Below are 21153 nucleotides of genomic sequence, written 5' to 3' on the forward strand. Positions count from 1 at the left end.
AAGCCCTTTAATCCATAGCACTTAGAGCCGATTTATCTTATCAAAGAAAGCTGGCGATGCTTTCAAGTGACTTTTTCTGCTTTGCATGAGCTGGAATAGTGGCTTCAGCAGCGGGGTAGCCGGCAACAATCAGCATATAAGCCCGTTCATTTTCTGGACGGCTACACACTTGCGTTAAAAAGTTCATGGGCTTTGGTGTGTGAGTTAGCGTTGCCAAACCCGCATTGTGCAAGGCGGTAATCAGTATTCCCACAGCAATGCCTACCGACTCATGAACGTAGTAATTCTGGCGTTTGTCTCCGCTTTCTGTTTCGCCAGACTTCTGGCTAAAGACGGCAATAAGCCAAGGTGCTAATTCCAAGTACGGTTTACTTGAATCTGTGCCTAACGGTTTGAGGTCTTGAAGCCATTGCTTCCCAGCACGTCCTTCATAAAATCCACGCTCATGTGCTTCAGCTTGTTCCCTTACTTTTTGCTTTACCGTGGCGGAGTTAATTGCTGCAAAATGCCAAGGCTGGTGGTTGGCACCACTCGGCGCAGTGCCAGCCGTTAAAAGGCAGTTTTCGATAACCTTTTTGTCTACAGGCCTGTCGCTAAAATGGCGAATGCTGTGCCTGCGTTGCATCGTTTGCAAAAAGTCAGCGCTGCGCGACATCATTTCATTTTCTGGATATTCAACAAAGTCATCTAGCGGTGAGTGGTCGTGTGGTTGCATTATGTAGTCTCATTTCTAGAATTAATGGGGCAAAATATATTAACTGAGCACATTAACCGAATACTTGAGATGAGTACATTAGCCAGAGCCTTTTAAGCGAAGTTTTGCGTTTCACTCAATGGCACCGTGGTTTGATGGCCTGCCTTCCCATCGCCTTCCAGTCCGCTTGTACTTTTGGTTAAAATATCTAACATACACGCGCCTAAAGCTTGCATCATGGTACTTAGGTCACGGTTATTACTTCGTTGAATAAATTTAGCTATCACCACAACCCTGTACTTGCTAAAGCTAGTCGAAAAGACAGTAAGAAAAAGGGAGTGAGAGTATGTGCAGAAGGAATTTTATTTGGAAAAAGTACTCTGGCCCCGCTTTATTTTTGTTCTATAGGCTAGGTTAATCTCAAGTAGATTATGTGTGGGCTTTGCACTTGTAGTAGAATAGGCATAAGCAGATCATCACATTACTCTTTATTATTTACGGTGTGTTATTCAACCTGAATCTTGGATAAGTAACGCCTGTAAGTAAAGCTTCCCCCTGTTTTTATTGCTCCTCATGAGTTTAGAACGACTAGACAGCATTATGGACGCGTTAATGTAGGCAAAGATATTATGACTTTCCCTCGTTAAAATGGATTAGAAATAGATAGCTAATGGTTCTCAAATTGAAGTGTATGGTGAAAATCACTTCAGTTTGATATCTCTCATCCAAAACACAGGTTGGTTAGCGAGTTTTTGTGACGGTTTAATGATGATACCTACCTTCTACTTTTAAATATTTGGAACACCAAATGTCAGATAAATTTTTTTTTAAAGGTCGTAAAGACGCCCGTCAAACGACCCTAACATACGGTTATGAACGAAACGCTAGCCGTATTGCCGGTAGTAAAAAATATCCGCTTAAATTAGTAGTAACTAATGAAGCTCGAAAACATGAAGTAAAGGCATTAGTGGCAGAAGCTGGTTTGTATGCAGATATTACAGTTGATACCACGGAAAGCGCGGTCGAATCTATACAAGCGTTAACAGTAATACTAAATAAAAAAGGCACTGTAACAGTAGAAAAAGCCCCTGCACGTAACGACCCTTGTATTTGCGGTAGTGGTAAAAAATATAAGAAGTGCTGTGGCTAACGCGAAGCTAAATAAGGTCAGAGTACATTATTGCTTTGTCTCAAAAGTACTCTGCCCTACCTAATTCTTTCCTTTCAATGCATTCAAAATTAGTTGCCCGCTTTCTTCAGGCGCATCGAGCCAAGGTAAGTGACTGGCATTTTTGATAATGTGAATAGAGGCGTTGTTCATTTTTGATACTAAATATTCAGCATTTTCAATAGTGTCCCAAACATCTTTATCACCAACAATAAAAGTCACGTTGTGGGATAGGCTAAACAATGTATTTTGGATCAGGAATTCCTCTTTAAATCCGCCAAATTCTATACAGTTTTCAAGCAGTGAATTGAATGTGCGAGCATTTCCGGGAATAAGCTGGGCATTAACATCATTTTGCCAATAGATATCAGATAATTGTTCCGGTTTATGCGCCAGCATCATGCCATGAAAGTCCTTACTTCCCTCAACTGTCGGTTTGCCAATTAGCTTTAATAGTATTTTATTGGCGCCCGGTAGGCCCATCAAAATAACTTGGGGCGGGATCGTTGTGGTGCCTCCTGCTGGGTGCCCAATCAACACAAGCTTTCTCACGCGTTCTGGGTAAATATCTGCAAAATTCACACTGAAAAGTCCACCCATCGAATGTCCTATCAAGTGGGCACTGTCTAAATTTAAAGCGTCCATAAAAGATCGAATGAACTCTGCACCATGTTTCGTCAGGTTCACACCATCATAGCTAAAGTTGTCGGTTAAGCCGCTTCCTGGGCGATCCAAAACAAACAAATGGTAAGACTTAGCCAGTTCTTCCATGATAGTAAACCACTGTGAAGCATAACCCCCCCCGCCATGGATCAGAATTAAAGGCTCGCCTTCACCCATTTCGTAATAATGAACACGTTTAACTGGCCCTTGTGTATTCACAAAATTCGATTGAGGGGATATGCCTGCTTCTTTAAATAAAACGCCGGTACTTTGTCTATAGGCGGCATTACTGGTTTCCGTAAATTCTTTATCCAACACTGCCGCCCACACAACAAGGATAAGTATGACCCCCAACAAAACCAAAAGAATCTTAATCCATAACTTCATGTTCGCTCCTAGCAATTTAGTTAAGCCATAGAAAGGGGCTACGTATTTTAAAGGTACTTATGTACTATGCCCTTCTTTCTTTTCTCACTTTGCTTCTGCCAAACAAGTCATCTCAGCGATTTTTTCAATATCACCAGTTTGGTCGTTACGCAATACACAGTCCTTTCCATCGGTCAGCAACGTAAACGTAAATGCGGGGTTATTGTGCCTTCCCTCAATAGGTAACCTTCTCTCGTCCAAGTGCGCTTTACGCTCAATACTAACTTGCGAAGATTCAGAAAATACATCGTCGGCAAGGGTAACTTTTACACCGCCAAACCAGTCGCTAATTTTAGTCTCTATTATCTGTTTCTGGGCAAAATTCAAGTCGTCAGTAAGCGCGTCAACTAAGTCATTTTCACTTGGCACTGCGGTTATTGCGCACCCACTTGCTAAAGCAAATGAAATGGCACCAGCACCTAAAACTAGCTTAAAAAGCGCCATTACTGGCGCTCCTCAATTACAGGTTCGTTAACCTTATTGTGCAAAATAAAGGTGTTTCTACGCGTATTCGGGTTATCGATAGATATCAGGGCATTTCCGGTTTGGCTATTCGACGTGCTAGCAGCGTTTTCTTGATTGCCTAAAGCGTTAGCCTTAGTGAGCTCCTCTGTTGAAGCAACCACAGGGCAGCTGCCGGTAGCAGAATATTCCAAGGCCGCTGCCAACATTCCTTCTTCAGGATTACCTAACACTGCTGTAAAGTCGTCTTCTATATCACAGCCAGGTAGTTCGAAGTCGAAGCTAGGGGATGCTACCGGCATAAAACCGTCAGAGTAATCGCCGAAGCCTTTATTGTTCACGCCTTGGAACTGAATAGTGAAATAGGTTTCGCCGCAGTTATCAGTAGGATAGAAACCATATGGTTTACCACAGGTGGTGGAGCCTATTTGTACCACCTCCACATCGACACCCCGCAATGCGTTCATTACCGCTTCACTGGCAGAGCACGTTGAACCCGTGGTTATCACGTAAACACGTGTAAGCGACAAACTAGGTAATAAAGTGTCCGTTAGCACGCCGGCGTTATAGTCAATTTCGTTACTATAAAATGGGGTTGCCTGCACCGTGCCACCGGTTACCGGATTTGTTGTGCCGCTCTTATCGTTAAAGCGCGTGGTTTCGAAAATAGCGTTATTGGTTTGGCTAGGGCCTGCTACCATATAGGAAACCTGAGAAGCTAATGCTAGTAAACCACCACCGTTGTAACGCAGGTCTATTACCAGTTCGGTTACATTCTCATCTACGAATAAATCAAACGCATCGACAAGGCCATCTTGGGCTGTGCGAATAAAGGTATTGAACTGAAAGTAACCTGTTTTGCCAATTTCAGTATCTAGCACGCTAACGTTTTGCACTGGCGTTACGCTTACATCAGCGGAGGTTATATCTACTACCAGTGGGCTGCCGTCAATCAACTCAAATTCGAAGCTTGTGACCGTGCCAGGATTAGCTGGAAACAAGGCTGTGTTAATAGCGTCTACACCGCTTTGGGTATTGTCATTAACGAAGTCGATACCATTAACCGTAATCAATGAAGCGCCACGAGGTACATTGGCTAACGCTGCAGGTGAGTCAGGTTCGGTAAAACGAACCACAAGCTCTCGGGGCGAAGTGCTAGCAACAAACTCCCAATCAAATCCATAGCCTGAAGAGACACCGGTTTGGGTTAGCTCATTATATTCAGCGGTATCTTGAGAAAAGTGAAAGTTATCTTTTAGTGTGCCACTTGGCGTTAACTCTGTGGTTTTCAATTGGTCGAAATAGGCCAATACCGAGAAATTCTCGGGATCATTATCAGGTACTTCGTCGTACCAAAGATAGGTGTCGTTAGTCCATGAACGTAACCATAGCTTTTCTTCTAATGCCGAGCCTTGTGAATCAGGATAAGCACTGCCTGTGAAAGGATCTGAGCCGGTTCTTGGCGTTTCACACTTCGCGATGAAAGTAGATTGTGATTCAAAAACACCAGGCTCCCAAGAAGGGGCACTGCTTACCGGTGTCGTCGGGGTTACCGGTGTGGTGGTACTGCCACCTCCGCCACTGCCTCCACAACCACTTAGAATGGCAACAGTTACAGCTAGAGCAACACCAGTACATTTGCGCGCGTTTATCAGCATAGATTTTCCTTATCTAGTCGGCCAACAAAACCCAGGCCATTGAATTAATCAAATATTGCCATATCAAGATGCACCTGACTATATAGTTAGTTTAAATTAATGTGGGGATTCCATTGGCACTTGATAGGAAAGCGGCTAGAAAGTGGTAAAAATAAATAAGGGGAGATGGAGATAAAAACAGACTATCTTCTGAAAATTAATAACCCCCCGTTTTCCAATTCCTTTATAATTGTGTGTACTAAGGAGAAAGTGAAGTGAGTGAATACGCACGATATTTTAATGGCTACCCCCAGACTGTTGTTGAGCAAGCGCTACAACTAATAGCCGACAACAAGTTAAGCAATTACCTCGTTAAAAAGTACCCCATTGCGCATACTATAACGACCGATAAGTTACTTTATAATTATGCAACCGACCTAAAAAAGCGTTATGTAAAAAATGCGCCGCCTTTTGGACGGGCGGCATTTAAAAAGCAAGGTGATATGGTCACCAATGCGTTGGGTACACATACCTATCGAATGCAAGGCAAAACGCGTAAGCATGACTTAGCCATTAACAGCGACTTGCTGTACGCCCCCGAGCCTTTACTCAAAGCGCTAGTGGTACATGAACTCGCTCACTTTAAAGAAAAAGACCATAACAAAGGTTTCTATCAACTTTGCTGTTATATGGAGCCGCAATACCACCAGTTAGAATTAGATTTGCGATTGTTTTGCGTTGCTGTTGCTATGGGCGAAAATCCTTACCGATAAGTTCATCACGCCAGGGTGTTAATTTGGTTGAAGTATTTACCCCTCCTGTGCAGCCTTCATATCTTACTATCGCATTGCTCATTTATGCGCGTTACAGCACTTACGAAATGCGCAATTACTGTGAAGCTTTCCTTTCATATTCCCAAAACAAAAAATTTAGGCATAACATCTCATTCTGGGAATTAAAAGGTTTGCCAATATGCAAAGTGTTAAATTTATCTTATTGGTTTGTGCACTGATGTTCTCAAGCATTAGTGATGCGCACATAGCAATATTGCCACCTTTCAAATTCGCCATCTAGATGATGGCCGCTGGATATATGAAGTGATGACGCCACTGTATGGTATTGACCAGTCGCTTATTGCCAGCAGTAACGTTAAGGCTAAGCTAAAGGCAATTCCGAAAGACAGCGCAGAGTATAAGCAACGATTAGTGGCACACATTAAACAAGCCTTTGATGTAAAGGCTTTTAGCCGAGGTGAAAAACCGCAAGAAGTGACCACAAGTCAATTGCGTTTGGGCCAAGGCAAAATAAAACTCGATGATCATTTGTCGGTGTTTATTTTTGAAATTCTAGACATGCCAGAAAATGTTATGCAGTTGAAGTTTCGTATTAGCAACATGGCTAACAACGACTCGCAGAACAATATTTTACGATTGATAGATGGTGCTAAGAATAAAAAGTACTTGTTGAACCATAAAAACAATTTTAGTGGGGTAGATAAAGGCTTCTTTTTCGCGCCTTAGTGCTTTTTAAAACGGGTTTAGCCGCAGCAAGTTATTCTTAGTTTACTTGCAAGCCAAAGCGGCTAAACCATTTTAAGCAGAGCGTTGGCGGGGGGAATACATCGTCTAGTCGGTAACATACTCTCACGTCATTTCCCCTTTTTTAAATAATCAAAAACAATGTAGCAGCTGTGGCTGCAGCCATGGTGAAGTTGAAGCGCTTTCTGCGCATGGGCGAGCTAAGCCAAATTTTTATTTTGGCGCCTACTGCAGCCCAAATAGAAATGCACGGGAATCCAATAAGCGCAAAGGCCATAACAATAGCAAGACCCGATTCTGCGTAGTGTTCACCGGGAACAGAAAATGTGCCTACACTAGCCAATGCCATCATCCACGCTTTAGGATTAATCAATTGAAACAGTGCGCCCTCCCACCACTTAAGTGGCCCTTGGCGGCTGGTTTTCTTGATTTCAATTTCATCGGTAGGTGCAGTAGCAATTTTAACGGCCAGCCACAGTAAATACGCAATGCCCAGTACTTTTAGTACGGTATACAAGGCGGGAAATAATGTGAAAAGTGCCCCTACGCCCAAAAGCGTGCTAATCATTAGCCCTGCCACCCCCACTACAATACCCAACATATGTGGAATCGACTTCTTGTAACCATACTGTGCCCCCGATGCCAATAGCATTAAGTTGTTGGGGCCGGGCGTTACTGTACTAATAAAAGCAAAAGTGGCGAGTGCAAAAAGTAACGAAATTTCCATGGTAGTCCCTTTCTCTAATCTTCTATTTAAACCAATAAGCGACAGTTGAGTTGCAAATCTATAGGCGTTACTTAATAACGCCACAGCATAGTACATTTTAATATGTGTATGTATTAGAGCCAAAAGTATTGAAAATATGCCATACAGATAGGCGGGAGAGAGGACTGTATGCTTAATTACTATTAGAACTGTATGGTAAGTTCTAGTGACAAGGTAAGGTATAGTTATCTGTATGGTTATTATCTGTATAGAGTAAAATAAATGACACTGTATGAGTCGCTTGCCTGTGAACTAAAAGCCCAAATAGATCGTGGGCTATTTGAACAAGGAGATAAGCTTCCCTCGGTAAGGCAACTATCTCAAGAATACCACGTTAGCATCGCTACGGTACAAGAAGCCTATCGGGTTTTAGAATCTCAAATGTACGTTGAAGCGAAGCCTAAATCGGGCTATTTCGTATCGTCAAATACGACATTAAATAATACACCTAAAATGACTAAGCCGCCGCAACGGCCAATGGATGTGTCTCAGTGGGAAGATGTACTCAACATGTTGTTGAATACGTTTAACAAAGACAGTGGTATTGAAACGCGATGCCAGTTCCAGCACGCCATGCCCAACATGACCGCTAAAACCCTTAAGCCACTGACAAAGCGCCTGTATGAATTAACGAAGAATAGGCCGCTTGATGGCATGGTGTACGGTGATGTGAAGGGTGATCAGAACCTTAGAAAGCAGCTTAGCCGGCTTACTGCTGCCTCGGGTTGTAGGTTGCAGTCGGATGAGTTTATCGTTACCTCAGGTTGCCAAGAAGCATTGTCTGTATGCCTTCGTGCGGTGGCCAATGCGGGTGATGTCATCGTGGTTGAATCACCGGGCTTTTACGGTGCCATGCAAGCAATAAAAGGCGCGAATTTAAAAGCACTAGAAATACCTACAGACTCTGAAACTGGCTTGAGTTTAGATGCATTAAAACTGGCGCTAGATCAATGGCCGGTAAAAGCCATTCTGGTAGCACCTACCGTCAATAATCCTCAGGGTTTTGTTATGCCCGATAACAAGAAAAAAGCGCTCTACGATATGGCCAGAGAATACGATGTCGCCATTATTGAAGATGATATTTACGGCGACATTGCTTATTCGTATCCGCGCCCAAGAACGGTTAAGTCGTTTGATGAGGATGGCCGGGTTTTATTGTGTTCTTCGTTTTCTAAGACCTTAGCGCCGGGTTTTAGAGTGGGGTGGATAGCCCCAGGAAGCTTTAGGAACCAAGTACTTCATGCAAAGTATGTTAGCAGTTCCATGTGCCCCACATTGCCTCAGCTCGCCATAGCAAGCTATATCGAACAAGGCGGTTACGACAAGCACATACGTGCAATGCGCCACTATTACTTAAGTGCAAGAGATGCTTTGCGCGCTGATATTAAGCGTTATTTTCCACAAGATACGTGCGTGAGCTACCCTCAAGGCGGGTACGTACTGTGGGTTGAATTAAATGCGAAATACGACGCGGTTAAACTGGCTGATAAAGCCAAAGAACAGGGGATTTATATCGCGCCAGGGCAGTTATTTTCAGCGACAGGAAAGTACCGAAACTGTTTGCGGTTCAACTTCATTGACGGTACGCAAGATGTTCGTACACACAGCATAAAGTTGCTTGGCGAATTGATTGAGTCATTAGCTGAGTGAGTGGAAATACACTGTGTGTTTGGTAACAAACGTACCAAACACACAATGCTGGGGTGCAGTAAGTTAGTCTTTACTATCACACTCGCTTACGTCACCACCCATTTTTTTCTTCATTTCAATGCACGCTTCACGCACTTTTTCAGCGCCAGCATCCATCATGTCAGCCCCTTTTTCTTTGCCGTCTTCGTACGCGTCAGAGGCCATATCTTTGCCATCTTCATAAGCATCAGAGGCCATGTCTTTGCCATCTTCATAGGCACTAGATGCAGAATCTTTAGTTTCATCCCAAGCATCAACTGTTTTTTCTTTCCCTTCTTCGTAGGCATCAGCTGTCGCGTCGCCAGCCTTCTCCATTTCCATCATGGCTTCTTTTTTTGCTTCTGCTGCTGATTCTTCGTTAGACTCAGAACAGCCTACAACAGTGAGTAATAATGCTAACGCAATTGCTTTGTTTTTCATGGTGAAACTCCTTTTGCCGAATTTAGTGCAAGTGTTAAGGTTAGTGAAAATGTTGCATTCATCTATTAGCGCTAAACTAGATTATGCTGCTAGCCTATTTATAACTAATATTTGATGGTTCCAGTCTAGCCTAAATATTCGTCAAAGTGTAAAGAGTATTTATGCCCCCACTTACTTTTGGACTAACTGATTCATTAAGAGGGTTGAATTTCAATTTGTGGGTCGCAGTTAATTTTATCTACAGTAAATTCCTTGGTTAATTGCGAACGGTAGGTGTGGTGTACCCAAACATCTAGCGCCAACTCACAGGTGTTTATGTTTACCCAGCCCTTAGTCGTTTTGTATTGCATTTTACCGGTTAACAGAAATGAAACTTTGTCATTTTGCCAGCTTTCCATTTCGAATCTCTGCCCCCGTCCTACATATTCTTCTTTATCACCCGCTCGGCGTGCATGGATCCAGGCAAATTTATAGCCCGCCGGTCCGTGCTTGTGAGCTGATGCAGTTTGATTCAGTAAGATAGTGATCCTCACGTCCCCATCGGCAAAATTGCTTTGGGGTATTGATAATATTCCGTTTGAAAAGCCTTTCCCCTCATACTTAAAAAAATAGGCTTCACCTTCTGCAGTACCTTCGCCTTCTTTCAGCGTTTGCTCCAATAAATTGTCAGTAAATACTGATAAATTTAAGGTGTAGCTATAAGCTATTTTACGACATTGATCATCATGTTCCATCTGAAGCTCCTTTCAGGGTTTAAGTGTCGTCTTTAGCGCGATTAATTGCGTCTGTTAACTGGGGATGTAAGTACCCTTGCTTTTCCAGACTTAATAGCACATCTCTAGCCGCACTTCGCCTAGATGACACCAGTAAAAAATAGAATTCAGTTAGTGAAGCATTCATATCGTTCGACGGTTTCTCGGTGTTCGCTAACGTAAAATGCGTGAGGGCTAAGCTTTTACCTTCGCCTTTCCCAACCTCTTTTCGTATATCCTCACCGATGGTGCAGGGGTGGTTGCGGCATTTTAAATGTAACTCCCACAGTAGACGCGGGGTGGATTCACTATTGAACTCAAGGGATGGTTGGGCAATATATGTCATCACCTCTGAATTTTCGCGGTTTTCGAAACCCAATTTCACACTGTAAATTTTCTGTTTTATAGGCAGGTTTTTGGTTTTGTTAAAAGCAGCACGAGTAAGGTTAAGTAGTGCTGGATCAGGGGTTGTTTCTTTTGTGTCGAAGAGCAAATGATAATCCCAATAGAAGAACATTAATGTGGCAACTTTGGTCATCCAGGCTTCATTTTCGGGTTCTTGTATAGCCAGTTTCTGCGCCAGCATTACACCGTCGGTTATTGTTTTATCAGCACCTGATTTGTTGCCAACGGACATTTGAGCTTGTATTAGCAAATTAGCGGATGACAATGTTTGATAGACAATGTTGTAGTCGTCAGGGTTTTCGAGCAGTAATTTAACCGCAAGGGTATAGGCTTCTTCTGCCAATTTTTCTGCTTCTTTGAATTCAAAAGTTTGAAAGGCCACTGCTACTAGTCCTAACAAAGAACCCCGCAGCGAGGCTTGTACTTCACTATGGTTAGGTTGCGAAATTAACATTTTGCGTTTTAAAGCGATGGAGTCACGAAAATTTTGGCTGGCGCTTTCGTACTGGGAAATACGAAGCGCTAAACTACCAATATTGTGTTGAGCCGAACTTACTTCCAGCATCCACTTGGGGTTTAGCTCATTAAGCACTAACAGTTCTTGTGAATAGTTAAGGTACTTTGCCCATTCTTCGATGGTAGTGGTATAGTCTTGTTTGAAGTAGGCGATGACGCCAATCCAATAGTGAATGTTCCCTTTTAAGAACAATACTTGCTCGCTAGTTTGCGTTGTACTTTGTGAATACGCGTTCGCTGATGCAATGCCATTCGGTGCTGTTTCTTGTATTTTTAGCTGCTCGGCGTCCTGCTTATTTAAAATATTTAACGCTTGAGATAACTGTTCACCGGCATGTTCAAACTCTCCTCGGTTAATGTTTATCTCGGCTAAAAGCTTCAACGAGTTTGCTTGCCTTAGCCCATCACCGGTTTCAATACCTGCATAATAATCTAATGTTTTCTGTCCAACACCTTCGAGCACGTCCAGTTTCCCTATGGGCTCTAGCTGGCTGCGTAAGTCGCCCAACATGTAATCTACTAAGCTTTCAGCTTTGTTTCGAAGTACCTGTGCTTGGTGGGTTTGTTCAACAGCGAGTTGAGTTTGATTATTGCTATAAATGGCCAAACCCGTTGTGGACACAGCCAATATCGCCAGGGCGGCAATGGCCGACGTTTTATAGCGCTGCGTTTTTTTATGCTGGCCTTCAGAAAGGTGAATGAATAATGTTTCCTGCGGTGTTAAGTGCAAGTGGGGTTGCTTTGCCATCCAGCGAGCGTCGTCTAACTTTCTACCTGAGGGCAGTAACATGTCTTGAGGTTTACCCGCATTTAACCAGCGGCTGCAATCGGTATTGAGCTCCGTTCTTTTTAGCAAAGCCGCACGGTTTTTTTGTGCCCAGTCGGTAATGCGATCCCAGTGTTTTAATAAGGCTTCATGGGCAACGCAAACACGCTTATTCCTCTTCGCATCAGGGGCTGATGTATTATAAGTAAGTTCATTTGCACCAAGGTCTGATTCGGTAACGAATAATCGTGCATCAACAAACTGCTGAATAAAGGCTAAATCGTTCTCGTCACTAAACTGCTCAATTGGTACTTTTCTAGCAATTAAGCCGGTTTGATTCACATCGTTAATGGTCACCAATTCGTGCATCACGCTTTTCCAACTTGCTTTAGCCGTTTCGCTCATACCTTGATAAGTGGTTTCGGCCTGTTGTGCTATTGCACCTTCTAAACCGCCAATGTTGGCAAAGGCAGAAAACAGCAGCGTGTTCTCTTTGTCGCGGCGCTGGTAGAGCAAGTCTAGAGTGAATTCCATTAAAGGCAGCGCATCGGGGTGACCAATCGCTGCTTCTAGCAAAACCTCATCGAGTTTTTCTCCAGTTTGTACGTTTTCTTCAAAGCTTAGGCCTGCAGAAAGCGCTGGCAGGCGTATCATACGGGCTATATCGGTGGCGTTAGGAGGTTGAAGGTCGTATTGCTGGCCTTCGTCTTTGAGCCGTGCGAATCCTTCTAATTCCATACTGTTGGCGTAAAAGTCGTTTCGTAACGACACAATTAGAATAAGGCGTTGAGTTTTTACAAGCACGGTTAAAAAGCTTATTAAGCTAGCCGCGTCTTCTTTCGACAAGCTTGCGTCTTGCAACACTTGCTCAAACTGATCGATAACAATGAGGTTGTGGGGGCGCGCTACTGAGTGAGTTGAGGGCGCTCCATCATTCAATTCAGTTATGCTCTCACTTTCTTTAAGCAGGGCTTTTAGATGGGAAGGGTGCTGGCTTAGGTCACAGGCATGCGCGTCTAAATTCCAAGTATCAACCAGCATGCTCATATCATTAAGGGCACCTAGTAGCTGCCTGAATATACTGCTAGCTTTGCCGCGGGTGGGGGTGATAACTGTGTAGTGCTGCACTTTTATACCCGCTAAACCTTCACTTCGGGTAATAAACGGAATAACCCCCGCACGTAACAGTGATGATTTTCCGCTGCCACTTTTTCCCATTAATAGTAAAAAGCTGAAGTTATCATCCATTGCCTGATTAAGATGGTGAACCACTTCTGCGATTGCTTTATTGCGTCCAAAGAATATCGCCGCGTGTTCGGGCTGAAAGGTTTGTAGCCCTCTATAGGGTGAGCCTTGGGTCCATCGGCTGAGCTTTTGAAGATTGCCCCATCGCTGACGCTCGTCTAATAGCACCACATTCGCAATAATGCGATAACCTCGGCGCTGAACGGTTTCTATGTATGAAGGTTGCCTTGAATTATCGCCAAGCTTCTTGCGCAACATGGCGATACATTTCTGGACTGGGGCATCGCCATAAAAAGTGCCCTGCCAAAATTCGATAAGCAATTGTTCGGTACTAATGACCTCGCCTGCATGGGCTGACAGATAGGCAAGCACGTCCATCATCTTAGGTTCAAGGTGAACAGATGTGTTATCACGAGACAGGGAATTTAACGATGTATTGACTTCCCAGTCACCAAGTTGAAAGGTTTCGCTCATGTCTACAGATATCCCATATCCAAGACAGACTGAACTCCAACCCCTTGATGTTTCATTTTTTCGGGTCATCAATTTGTCATGTATAAGTCTAATCCGAGCGGGTGAGTTTGCAAGACTATTCATCGATTCTAAGGTTTTAAGTAGGTGGAGCCCTGCCGCAAAAGCATTGCGGCAGGGGATAAGACGCCACAGTTAATCTAATTGGGCTACTTCGATACCGCTATTTGTGGGAACGTCTAGGTGATTCAGAATAACGAAGTCGTAGGCGGTGTAACCGCGTTTAATAGACGTATTACATCGAGCAAGCGTTAAGGTGCTTCTGCCTTGAGGCGAAGTAAGGCATTTTCCGCTACGTTGATTTTTAATCTTGCCTGAGCTTGTTATTGTCCAGGTATCGTAACCATCTACACGGCAGGTTTCATAAGTTAATACATTAGTACTCTTACGGTTATGGCCGTATGTCGACAAGCACTTCGTTTGGTCGCTGTTATAAATGACCATCTGGTGGGGCGTATCTAGGTTGTTATTCACGACACCAATTTTGTTCAATTCGTTAAAATTTGCCGCTTGCACAGTAGCGAATAAGAGCACTGCAGGTACTAGGCTAAAGGCTGCTTTTCTAATGACGTTTTTCATTATCGTTTCCTTTTCTATCAATTTCTCGATATTAGATTTAGGGCCTAGGTTAATTTTTTAAGGCCATTAAACTGCGAGCATCAGTGGCGGTCAGGGTGATGCCAAATAACTTAAATGAGGCAAGGCGTTCACGCTTGCCAACGAAATCCAATAAGGTTATTTCGTTACTGTGATTGGCCCACGCAATATGACTGAAATCATCGGCTGACATGGGCAAGGCATAGCTGTGCTTACGTAATGGGGAGTAAACGCGAGGGCGAGCTTCCGTTTGGTTGTGCGAAATAAATAGCAACCAATCTCCTACGTTTGACCATTGGGGTGAGTATTTGCTTTCAGGTGCTGTGCTTGGCATCGACTCAATAAGCCGAAGCGTGGCAAGGTGTAAATCATATAGCCACAGGTGCTGGTTATGCGTAGTAAAAGTTAGGTAGCGATTGTCATTCGACCAACTAAACTCAGCGGCTTGATGAACTCGGGGCAGGTGAACTTCACGTTTCAAAGTGCTGTTTCCCTGCTCGATAACCAGGGTTTCTGGTTCACTCATGTAGGCAATATAGCCATTGCTTTTATTTGCTGCATAGTGATTGTCTGTTTGTGTAACTGCGCTTACCCAAGCAGGAAACACCAAGATCATTGCACAACAACCTAGCATTAACTGTTTCATGTTCATTCCTTTAAGTAGGGTGGAAATTACCAATCCATCGTGAAGCGACAGCAATCTGCATCTATAGAGCGATTGGTGTTGGAGTGAGTATTGCCGGATCCTACGAAAAAGAACTTACGGAAACTTAACGGTTTAAAAATACTTCATGAAGTGAGACTTACGGGATGAATAAATATATTTAATTCAGTAGGTTAATTTTTTTTGTGAGTTCGGGAGATATTGGGTGTAGCTCTTGTTTGCGCCACCAAAAGGCGTGTTAAAACTATTCTGTAGTGAGCTTTTTACTTTGAATTTTTTGTTGATTAGCTCTGCTTTCTTGGTATTTATCTAGGTTTTCGTTTAAGTTTAGCGTCTGCGAACGTTAGCCCCTAAGATGGACCCTATCGATGAAAAAACTTTCTAAAGTGCAAATTAAACAACAAGCACTTGTCCTTGATGTCGCGAATATGCTTGAAGAGCAAGGGCGCGCTGAAATTCCCGGCATGGTGCAGTGCTGGTTTGATATGAAATACGAGATGTTCCCAAGTTCTTTATTACTGCGCTTTCAGTTTGAAGATGAACAATCCTTAGCTGCCGCGGAACCGGTATTATTAAAATGGCGAAAGCGATTAAGCGCCGCTATGGTGAAAAAAGGGGTTATTCTAAAAGATATGCGAAGACACCTGGTATTTACTGTAGAAGGGCCTGATGATTAAATCAGGCCTTAAATTGCGCTTTAATGTCATTGCTGCTTAAGCGGGAATAATTTCATTTGAAACTAACCAAGCTTTGGTAACATCGTCTAACGGTTTGTTATTTCTAGATACGTGATAATCAAGCTCAGCAATAACATCATTGTTGAAACGCAAAGCATTTAGCTTGTTTAATTGCGCTTTGGTCAACAACTGCTTTTTATCATCACGAATTAAAAGCACGGCACGATCTACAACACCTAATAACCCTTTAGGGTCTTTAATTTCTCTGATCTTATGCTTAAAGTGCAAAAACTGAGGTTTCCAAAGCGGAACAACAAACCAATCTTCTTTTTCGACCTGCTTTTCGAACGCAGTAAAACAGTCTTCTTCAGTACCAGTATGGAATTTATAGCCCACGTTACTTAAACCATATTCTTCCATCATTTTAATTGAAAACCGGGTGATACCCGCACCAGGGTTTATTCCCTGAATATTAGCGTTCATTTTTTCAATGACAGACGGTTTTAATAAATCCGTAACTTCTGATACTGCAGATTCAGGAATGTAATCCGGTACTCCCCACAAGGCATAAGGTTCATAATGCAAACCGAGCTCTGTTAATGAAATTACTTCCTCAACATTTGCCTTGTATACGCCATGACTAGACGGTAACCAAGCAGACGCTAGTAAGTCAACGTCACCAGATTTGAGCTTTTCAAAGTTAGTTTCATGGGGAGAGTAGATTCTTTGTACATCAAATCCCATACTGTTAAGCACATTCGATACAAGCGACGCCGCCACGTGGTGAAACGACAGGTTAGTTACACCTATCTTGACGATACTTTTCATAACGTACCTTGATTAACTTTCATCATTTCATCAACGGTAAATTGCTCAAATGCCCCTTTTGTTGCGGCAACAAACTCAGTTAAATGCTTACTTTCATTATGTGCTTGCCACAGTTCACGGGTTTCCCAGATTTCGTAAACCATAAAATGCGCTTGGTTTTCTATACCTTGATGAAGGTCATAGGTGATACAGCCTTCTTCGGGTAATGTCATTTCAACAAGTTTTTTCAACTCAGATTTTACAACATCAATGTTGTCTTTCTTTGCAGTGATATTGGCGACAATTGTTAATTCAGGCATGAAAGGTTCCTTAATAGTGCGGGCATTTGGCGAATAATTAAAAAAATAGAAAAATAAATCAGGCTTAAATGGGTGCATTGCACCCATTTAAAATAGTATTAAGGTTGGTAGCTAAAACGGTAAAGTGTGTAAGGTGGTTTAGCGTTACCTAAGCCTTGGCTGAATGCAGGATGTTGATGCAGTTGATCTTGGGTTACGTAAATATAACCATTACTTACCGCCAAGCTATCAGGCCATGAAAGACGTTTATCTTGAACCAGTATTTCGTAATGGCCCTTCGTGGTTAACCCCACCGCATTATGCTCTAGATCTGTGGCTAAAATTCCGCCACCTGGTGCATAAGCAATACCATCGCTTGGGTTTTTAGGACCATAAACTTCAATGCTTTGTGCCAGTTTTTTGTCTGAATTTTTTGTGTTACTAATGGCTGATGTTGGAATTCTGTAGACTTTTGTGCCAGTAAATGCACCAAAATATAACCAATCGTTTTTATCATCAATGGCAATTGGGTTTAAACCAAAGCGTAACGCGTTGGTTTCACCTTCTGTAGTTTTTGACGCTAATAAAGAAGCTTCAATAACTATATCTCTGTCTTCAGGCATTAATTGTGCTGCGTTTTCCAGTACACGCTTTGACTTGCCAGATTTCAAGTCGACAACAATAATTGCTGGCTTAGTAGCCCCTGCAAAGTTACCGAACGTCATATCGGCAATATAAATTTTGCCGTGTTTTTCATCAATAGAGAAATCTTGGATGAATGAGTTTGGTTGTAGCGATGATTTTGCCAACGTAATAGTTGTGTGAAGCTTATGGGTTACGCTGTCCCAAGCCACTATCTGTGCTGGCGATGTTTCGCTGCCCATATCAAGGATCCACACTACGCCTTCGCTATCGCTGTGAACACCAATAACAGATGTTAATCCCACTTCACCTACTTCTGGGCCATCCGCCCAATCAGGGGTAGGGAAGGGTTGTTTTGAACCATTCGCCATCACTTCAACCACCTTCACTTTAGGGTTGTCTAGTGGATGCATGCTGATAATAGTGCGGCCGCTTGGCGTAATAGTAATGCCACCACCACGATATTCAGTAAATTGAGTAACAGGCTCTAGTGGGCCCACTTCTACTGCATTTGCCAGCGCTCCTACAACACTTGATAAGCCAATAGCCGCAGTAATAAGAGATGCTTTAAATAGTTTCATTGTCTTTCCTGTAATGGAGTAATTAATTCAAAAAGCCCAAATAGCACCGTTGAAGACTGCTGTGTATTTGCACTGGTTTTGGTATTTGCTATGTCGATGAGTAAAGAATAGATGTTAATTGCTAAGTGAAAAACAGTGTTGTTTTTGAATAATTATCAAATTTAATTTAATAATGTTTTTGCGAAGGATACTGCTGAGCATTGAAACGTCTTTTTGCAGACCTGTTGATATTTGATCAATATCAAATGATGCTTTATCGGCATCCGCTATATTAAGTACTTTATAGTCACTACGCTGAGCATCATTGAATGGAATTTAAAGATTATTATCAGATCCTTGGTGTTAAAGAAGATGCTGATTTAAAGGAAATAAAAAAAGCCTATCGTAAGCTTGCCCTAAAGCTGCACCCAGATATGCAGCCTGACAGTAATTCTGACGAAGAATTTAAAGAATTAGTTGAAGCTTATGAGGTGCTTAAAGATCCGCAGCGCAGAGCTGAATATGACGAATTGAAAAAATATGGTGCTACTTCACACGATAATTTTCAACCGCCACCAGGCTGGCAGAGCAATAATGATTTCAATGGTGCTCACACTGGCGGGGACTTTTCAGACTTTTTTAATTCCGTATTTGGCGGTGGTTTTAATCAGGGGCCGCGTAGTCATCAAGCAGACGATTTTTCAGGGTTTAGCAATCACGGCCAAGATGCTGAGATTGAAGTGCCAGTATTCCTTGAAGATTTGTTTTCTGAAGCGCCAAAAACAATTCAGTTTTCGATGCCATCACTAGAAAATGGGCAGATAAAACACGTCAATAAAACCCTAAAAGTTAAGATACCAGTCGGCGTGGTTGACTCAGAGCGGATTAGGCTTAAAGGCCAGGGTGGCAAAGGGCAGGGGCAAGGTAGAGATGGCGATCTCTATTTACACATACGTTTAGTACCGCACCCATTGTTTGATGTTGAAGGGCATAACCTTGTTCTAACTGTACCTGTTTTACCGTGGGAAGCAGCACTGGGGTGCAAGGTTGAAGTGCCAACGTTGACCGGCAAAATTAGTTTAAATATCAAGCCAAATAGTCAAACAGGCCAAAAATTACGGGTTAAGGGTAAAGGGCTTAAAATGAAAACCGGCGTTGGCGATATGATTGCAGTTTTAAAAATCGTTATACCAAACACAACCAGTGATAAAGACAAAGCATTATGGCAACAACTAGCGGAATTAAAACACGACGACCCTCGCTCACAATGGAGTAAAGAAAATGGTTGATACGCTGCTAGTAATATCATTCGAAGAACTTTGCCAAGTAGAACGGTTAAACCAAGAAATGATAGTTGAAGTTATCGATTACGGGATAGCTGAACCTGTTTCAGGCGACGATAAGAACGACTGGATGTTCGATACCAGCAGTGTACGTTGGGTGAAAAAAGCCATAACGTTATATGATCAACTGGAGTTAGATTGGGTTGCGATAGCGATGATTGTTGAGTTACTGAAACAAAAAGAAAAGCTGACAGAGGAGAATGAATATCTTCATCGTCGGCTAACGCGGTTTTAACCTATTTTTACGTTTGTAGTACCTCGTGTTCCGCCATCTTTTTTGTAAGCCAATTGCAAAAATGCGCTATGCGCTTTTGTTTGGGGGAGTTCTTCAGATAAACAAAGTGAGATTTCCAGCGTATTGGGTGGGGAATATCAACGGGCACAACGAGTTGCCCCGATTTTAAGTACTGCCCAATCATAATATCCGACGCTAGCATCACGCCATGGCCTGCAAGCGCTGCGCTAAGCGCAAGATCGCTAGAAGACACTACTGTCTTTCTTAATTTTTTGTTGGAAATGTTTATTTTACTGTGTTCGAAGTATGCCTCCCAATTCGCTCTCTCTTCACCGGCAAGTGCTAGCAGGCGTGTACCCAAAAGATCTTTCACACTGTGCAGCTGCATTTGGGTTTGAAACTCGGGGGAACACGCCGGTACTACGCCATTTTCGCCAAACCTCTCTGTAATAAGGCTATCATCCTGCAACGCAGTGGTAGAGTTATAAAATCGTATCGCTATGTCGATATCACCATTATGTAAACTTTCAATGCGGTTAGATGCTTGAATATTGATATTAATGTTGGGGTATTCATTAAAGAATTCGAACAAGTTGGGCATAAGCCACAAAGCGCAAAAAGCTTGAGTGGAGGTAACGGTTAAACTGCCTTCCAAGGGCTCTTCATGTACTTGATTCAAACCATTAACGATTTCACTAAAGCCTTTCTCACAGGATGCATAAAGCGTTCTGCCCGGCCCAGTTAATAGCATTTTTCGAGCTTGCCGCCGAAACAGGCTAACGCCTAAATTAGACTCTAACTGCCGCATTTGTTGGCTTACCGCAGCTTGTGAAATATACAACTCCTCTGCTGCTTTGCTGTAGCTTTGATGTCGTGCGGCTACTTCAAAACAAAGCAGGTTATTCAGCCATCGTAATCGTTTGTCCATTGATCATTGTTATATAAGTTCAGCTTATCTTTTAAGTTAGTTTTTATCGTTGGTGAAGTAAAGAGTTAATCGCGACACTTGCTTTACCGAATGAGGAAAAACCTACGAAATTATGTCGAAAAAGGAGTGGCGAAATGAACATGAAAACAAGCGAGGTAGGCGCATATTTGATTGCGTTAAAATATAAGATTTTTAACCTTATGAGTGATGCTGGCCGAGCTGGCGGCCCAGGTTCACTAACGGACGAAAAAGTGCTAACGGTTAACAAAGAAATAGCAGAAGAAAGCAGTAAAAGTAGTAATAAAAAAAGTATGTTGTCAGATATGGGAGATAAGCTGTGCTTATCAAAGTGGAGCGCGTTTAAGTGAGCCCATTTACGCGAATATAGGTAGGTATTCCTCTTTAATATTGGGCTTAGGTATTCCCGTTAGGCTGGTTATTGATGATTGACAGTACATGACAAGTTGGGCTGCAATTATAATAAGCAAAGTCTTCTATACTTTAAGTCTTCTAAACTTTTATAAAAAGCTGCCACGAGCCGTTTATTTAAAACATCTCATACCCAGAGCGCTTAACATTTCGGACTGACCAATAATCTTGCATCGTATCAAGTTGATTTAAATATACTTTCTATGGAAGATGAATGTTAAGAGTGAATACTGGTTATTAGCGACATTCAAAACTTCAAAGAGTAAGTAATAAAAGCGTCTATCGCCTTAATAC

General features: G+C 42.6%; 22 protein-coding genes. 8 read left to right on the forward strand and 14 right to left on the reverse strand.

All coding sequences use genetic code 11. The features are described from left to right. Positions 1-40 precede the first annotated feature (40 nt). Positions 41-715 (reverse strand): nitroreductase family protein, encoded by a 675-nt coding sequence (locus JKP82_RS13870; protein WP_159532546.1) that lies wholly within the window; start codon positions 713-715, stop codon positions 41-43. Between the two features lie 787 nt (positions 716-1502). Here JKP82_RS13870 and JKP82_RS13875 point away from each other — a divergent pair. Beyond that, entirely contained in the window at positions 1503-1844 is a 342-nt protein-coding gene (locus tag JKP82_RS13875) for a PBPRA1643 family SWIM/SEC-C metal-binding motif protein (RefSeq protein ID WP_218397474.1), read from the forward strand. A 60-nt stretch (positions 1845-1904) separates the two neighbouring features. Here JKP82_RS13875 and JKP82_RS13880 read toward each other — a convergent pair whose 3' ends face one another. The 3 genes from JKP82_RS13880 to JKP82_RS13890 all read right to left on the reverse strand — a co-directional run bounded on the left by JKP82_RS13880 (position 1905) and on the right by JKP82_RS13890 (position 5071). After that, a complete protein-coding gene (locus tag JKP82_RS13880; RefSeq protein ID WP_218397475.1) occupies positions 1905-2912 on the reverse strand; it encodes an alpha/beta fold hydrolase in 1008 nt (335 codons plus the stop codon). Positions 2913-2996: 84 nt separating this feature from the next. Then, complete coding sequence (locus tag JKP82_RS13885; RefSeq protein WP_218397477.1) at positions 2997-3395, reverse strand: hypothetical protein; 399 nt, start codon at positions 3393-3395, stop codon at positions 2997-2999. Next, on the reverse strand, positions 3395-5071 hold the full coding sequence (locus tag JKP82_RS13890) for a S41 family peptidase (RefSeq protein ID WP_218397479.1): 1677 nt from the start codon (positions 5069-5071) through the stop codon (positions 3395-3397). The genes JKP82_RS13885 and JKP82_RS13890 overlap by 1 nt, the downstream gene beginning before the upstream one ends. Positions 5072-5325: 254 nt before the next feature. Between JKP82_RS13890 and JKP82_RS13895 the strand changes: the two genes are divergently transcribed. Together JKP82_RS13895 and JKP82_RS13900 are read left to right on the forward strand one after the other, a co-directional pair. Then, positions 5326-5823, forward strand: coding sequence for a M48 metallopeptidase family protein (locus JKP82_RS13895; protein WP_159532537.1), 498 nt, complete (start codon positions 5326-5328; stop codon positions 5821-5823). 324 nt (positions 5824-6147) lie between these two features. Next, positions 6148-6570, forward strand: a complete 423-nt coding sequence (locus tag JKP82_RS13900) for a hypothetical protein (RefSeq protein WP_218397481.1) — start codon at positions 6148-6150, stop codon at positions 6568-6570. 142 nt (positions 6571-6712) lie between these two features. Here the strand turns inward: JKP82_RS13900 and JKP82_RS13905 are convergent, their stop codons facing one another. Further along, entirely contained in the window at positions 6713-7315 is a 603-nt protein-coding gene (locus tag JKP82_RS13905; protein ID WP_218397483.1) for a LysE family translocator, read from the reverse strand. Positions 7316-7576: 261 nt separating this feature from the next. Between JKP82_RS13905 and JKP82_RS13910 the strand changes: the two genes are divergently transcribed. Further along, positions 7577-9004 carry an aminotransferase-like domain-containing protein gene (locus JKP82_RS13910; protein WP_159532532.1) on the forward strand — a complete coding sequence of 476 codons (1428 nt, stop codon included), beginning with the start codon at positions 7577-7579 and terminating at the stop codon, positions 9002-9004. Between the two features lie 63 nt (positions 9005-9067). Here the strand turns inward: JKP82_RS13910 and JKP82_RS13915 are convergent, their stop codons facing one another. The 5 genes from JKP82_RS13915 to JKP82_RS13935 all read right to left on the reverse strand — a co-directional run bounded on the left by JKP82_RS13915 (position 9068) and on the right by JKP82_RS13935 (position 14921). Beyond that, positions 9068-9463, reverse strand: a complete 396-nt coding sequence (locus JKP82_RS13915; protein WP_159532530.1) for a hypothetical protein — start codon at positions 9461-9463, stop codon at positions 9068-9070. Between the two features lie 194 nt (positions 9464-9657). Further along, positions 9658-10197 (reverse strand): hypothetical protein, encoded by a 540-nt coding sequence (locus JKP82_RS13920; RefSeq protein WP_159532528.1) that lies wholly within the window; start codon positions 10195-10197, stop codon positions 9658-9660. Between the two features lie 19 nt (positions 10198-10216). After that, on the reverse strand, positions 10217-13621 hold the full coding sequence (locus JKP82_RS13925) for an nSTAND1 domain-containing NTPase (protein ID WP_218397485.1): 3405 nt from the start codon (positions 13619-13621) through the stop codon (positions 10217-10219). Positions 13622-13813: 192 nt separating this feature from the next. Further along, a complete protein-coding gene (locus tag JKP82_RS13930) occupies positions 13814-14257 on the reverse strand; it encodes a ricin-type beta-trefoil lectin domain protein (protein WP_218397487.1) in 444 nt (147 codons plus the stop codon). 49 nt (positions 14258-14306) lie between these two features. Further along, complete coding sequence (locus tag JKP82_RS13935) at positions 14307-14921, reverse strand: hypothetical protein (protein ID WP_218397489.1); 615 nt, start codon at positions 14919-14921, stop codon at positions 14307-14309. Between the two features lie 386 nt (positions 14922-15307). Between JKP82_RS13935 and JKP82_RS13940 the strand changes: the two genes are divergently transcribed. Next, positions 15308-15616 (forward strand): hypothetical protein, encoded by a 309-nt coding sequence (locus JKP82_RS13940; RefSeq protein WP_159532518.1) that lies wholly within the window; start codon positions 15308-15310, stop codon positions 15614-15616. Positions 15617-15652: 36 nt separating this feature from the next. Here JKP82_RS13940 and JKP82_RS13945 read toward each other — a convergent pair whose 3' ends face one another. From JKP82_RS13945 to JKP82_RS13955, 3 genes are all read right to left on the reverse strand, one after another. Beyond that, on the reverse strand, positions 15653-16444 hold the full coding sequence (locus tag JKP82_RS13945) for a glycine betaine ABC transporter substrate-binding protein (RefSeq protein ID WP_218397490.1): 792 nt from the start codon (positions 16442-16444) through the stop codon (positions 15653-15655). Further along, the gene (locus JKP82_RS13950; RefSeq protein ID WP_159532514.1) at positions 16441-16743 is read right to left on the reverse strand and encodes a putative quinol monooxygenase; all 303 of its coding nucleotides are present in this window, start codon (positions 16741-16743) and stop codon (positions 16441-16443) included. Before JKP82_RS13950 ends, JKP82_RS13945 begins: the two co-directional genes overlap by 4 nt. 98 nt (positions 16744-16841) lie before the next feature. Beyond that, complete coding sequence (locus JKP82_RS13955; protein WP_159532512.1) at positions 16842-17945, reverse strand: L-dopachrome tautomerase-related protein; 1104 nt, start codon at positions 17943-17945, stop codon at positions 16842-16844. 308 nt (positions 17946-18253) lie between these two features. Here JKP82_RS13955 and JKP82_RS13960 point away from each other — a divergent pair, with 308 nt between their 5' ends. Together JKP82_RS13960 and JKP82_RS13965 are read left to right on the forward strand one after the other, a co-directional pair. Beyond that, positions 18254-19213: a DnaJ C-terminal domain-containing protein gene (locus JKP82_RS13960; RefSeq protein ID WP_159532511.1), complete on the forward strand. Its 960-nt coding sequence runs from the start codon at positions 18254-18256 to the stop codon at positions 19211-19213. Further along, positions 19206-19502: a chaperone modulator CbpM gene (locus JKP82_RS13965; protein ID WP_159532509.1), complete on the forward strand. Its 297-nt coding sequence runs from the start codon at positions 19206-19208 to the stop codon at positions 19500-19502. The genes JKP82_RS13960 and JKP82_RS13965 overlap by 8 nt, the downstream gene beginning before the upstream one ends. A gap of 7 nt (positions 19503-19509) precedes the next feature. Here JKP82_RS13965 and JKP82_RS13970 read toward each other — a convergent pair whose 3' ends face one another. Then, positions 19510-20430: a LysR substrate-binding domain-containing protein gene (locus JKP82_RS13970; RefSeq protein WP_218397493.1), complete on the reverse strand. Its 921-nt coding sequence runs from the start codon at positions 20428-20430 to the stop codon at positions 19510-19512. A 134-nt stretch (positions 20431-20564) separates the two neighbouring features. Here JKP82_RS13970 and JKP82_RS13975 point away from each other — a divergent pair, with 134 nt between their 5' ends. Beyond that, the gene (locus JKP82_RS13975; RefSeq protein WP_159532505.1) at positions 20565-20798 is read left to right on the forward strand and encodes a hypothetical protein; all 234 of its coding nucleotides are present in this window, start codon (positions 20565-20567) and stop codon (positions 20796-20798) included. The last annotated feature ends 355 nt before the right edge of the window (positions 20799-21153 follow it).

It is taken from the genome of Alteromonas lipotrueae (assembly GCF_019249215.1).
Taxonomy (GTDB): Bacteria; Pseudomonadota; Gammaproteobacteria; order Enterobacterales; family Alteromonadaceae; genus Alteromonas; species Alteromonas lipotrueae.

Excerpts from the sequence above, each read along its gene's own strand:
- JKP82_RS13915 (WP_159532530.1), bottom strand. The coding sequence starts at position 9,463 with ATGAAAAACAAAGCAATTGCGTTAGCATTATTACTCACTGTTGTAGGC.
- JKP82_RS13885 (WP_218397477.1), bottom strand. The coding sequence starts at position 3,395 with ATGGCGCTTTTTAAGCTAGTTTTAGGTGCTGGTGCCATTTCATTTGCT.
- JKP82_RS13945 (WP_218397490.1), bottom strand. The coding sequence starts at position 16,444 with ATGAAAAGTATCGTCAAGATAGGTGTAACTAACCTGTCGTTTCACCAC.
- JKP82_RS13925 (WP_218397485.1), bottom strand. The coding sequence starts at position 13,621 with ATGAGCGAAACCTTTCAACTTGGTGACTGGGAAGTCAATACATCGTTA.
- JKP82_RS13875 (WP_218397474.1), top strand. The coding sequence starts at position 1,503 with ATGTCAGATAAATTTTTTTTTAAAGGTCGTAAAGACGCCCGTCAAACG.
- JKP82_RS13975 (WP_159532505.1), top strand. The coding sequence starts at position 20,565 with ATGAACATGAAAACAAGCGAGGTAGGCGCATATTTGATTGCGTTAAAA.
- JKP82_RS13920 (WP_159532528.1), bottom strand. The coding sequence starts at position 10,197 with ATGGAACATGATGATCAATGTCGTAAAATAGCTTATAGCTACACCTTA.
- JKP82_RS13965 (WP_159532509.1), top strand. The coding sequence starts at position 19,206 with ATGGTTGATACGCTGCTAGTAATATCATTCGAAGAACTTTGCCAAGTA.
- JKP82_RS13950 (WP_159532514.1), bottom strand. The coding sequence starts at position 16,743 with ATGCCTGAATTAACAATTGTCGCCAATATCACTGCAAAGAAAGACAAC.
- JKP82_RS13935 (WP_218397489.1), bottom strand. The coding sequence starts at position 14,921 with ATGAAACAGTTAATGCTAGGTTGTTGTGCAATGATCTTGGTGTTTCCT.
- JKP82_RS13970 (WP_218397493.1), bottom strand. The coding sequence starts at position 20,430 with ATGGACAAACGATTACGATGGCTGAATAACCTGCTTTGTTTTGAAGTA.
- JKP82_RS13940 (WP_159532518.1), top strand. The coding sequence starts at position 15,308 with ATGAAAAAACTTTCTAAAGTGCAAATTAAACAACAAGCACTTGTCCTT.
- JKP82_RS13910 (WP_159532532.1), top strand. The coding sequence starts at position 7,577 with ATGACACTGTATGAGTCGCTTGCCTGTGAACTAAAAGCCCAAATAGAT.
- JKP82_RS13870 (WP_159532546.1), bottom strand. The coding sequence starts at position 715 with ATGCAACCACACGACCACTCACCGCTAGATGACTTTGTTGAATATCCA.
- JKP82_RS13905 (WP_218397483.1), bottom strand. The coding sequence starts at position 7,315 with ATGGAAATTTCGTTACTTTTTGCACTCGCCACTTTTGCTTTTATTAGT.
- JKP82_RS13890 (WP_218397479.1), bottom strand. The coding sequence starts at position 5,071 with ATGCTGATAAACGCGCGCAAATGTACTGGTGTTGCTCTAGCTGTAACT.
- JKP82_RS13880 (WP_218397475.1), bottom strand. The coding sequence starts at position 2,912 with ATGAAGTTATGGATTAAGATTCTTTTGGTTTTGTTGGGGGTCATACTT.
- JKP82_RS13930 (WP_218397487.1), bottom strand. The coding sequence starts at position 14,257 with ATGAAAAACGTCATTAGAAAAGCAGCCTTTAGCCTAGTACCTGCAGTG.
- JKP82_RS13955 (WP_159532512.1), bottom strand. The coding sequence starts at position 17,945 with ATGAAACTATTTAAAGCATCTCTTATTACTGCGGCTATTGGCTTATCA.
- JKP82_RS13960 (WP_159532511.1), top strand. The coding sequence starts at position 18,254 with ATGGAATTTAAAGATTATTATCAGATCCTTGGTGTTAAAGAAGATGCT.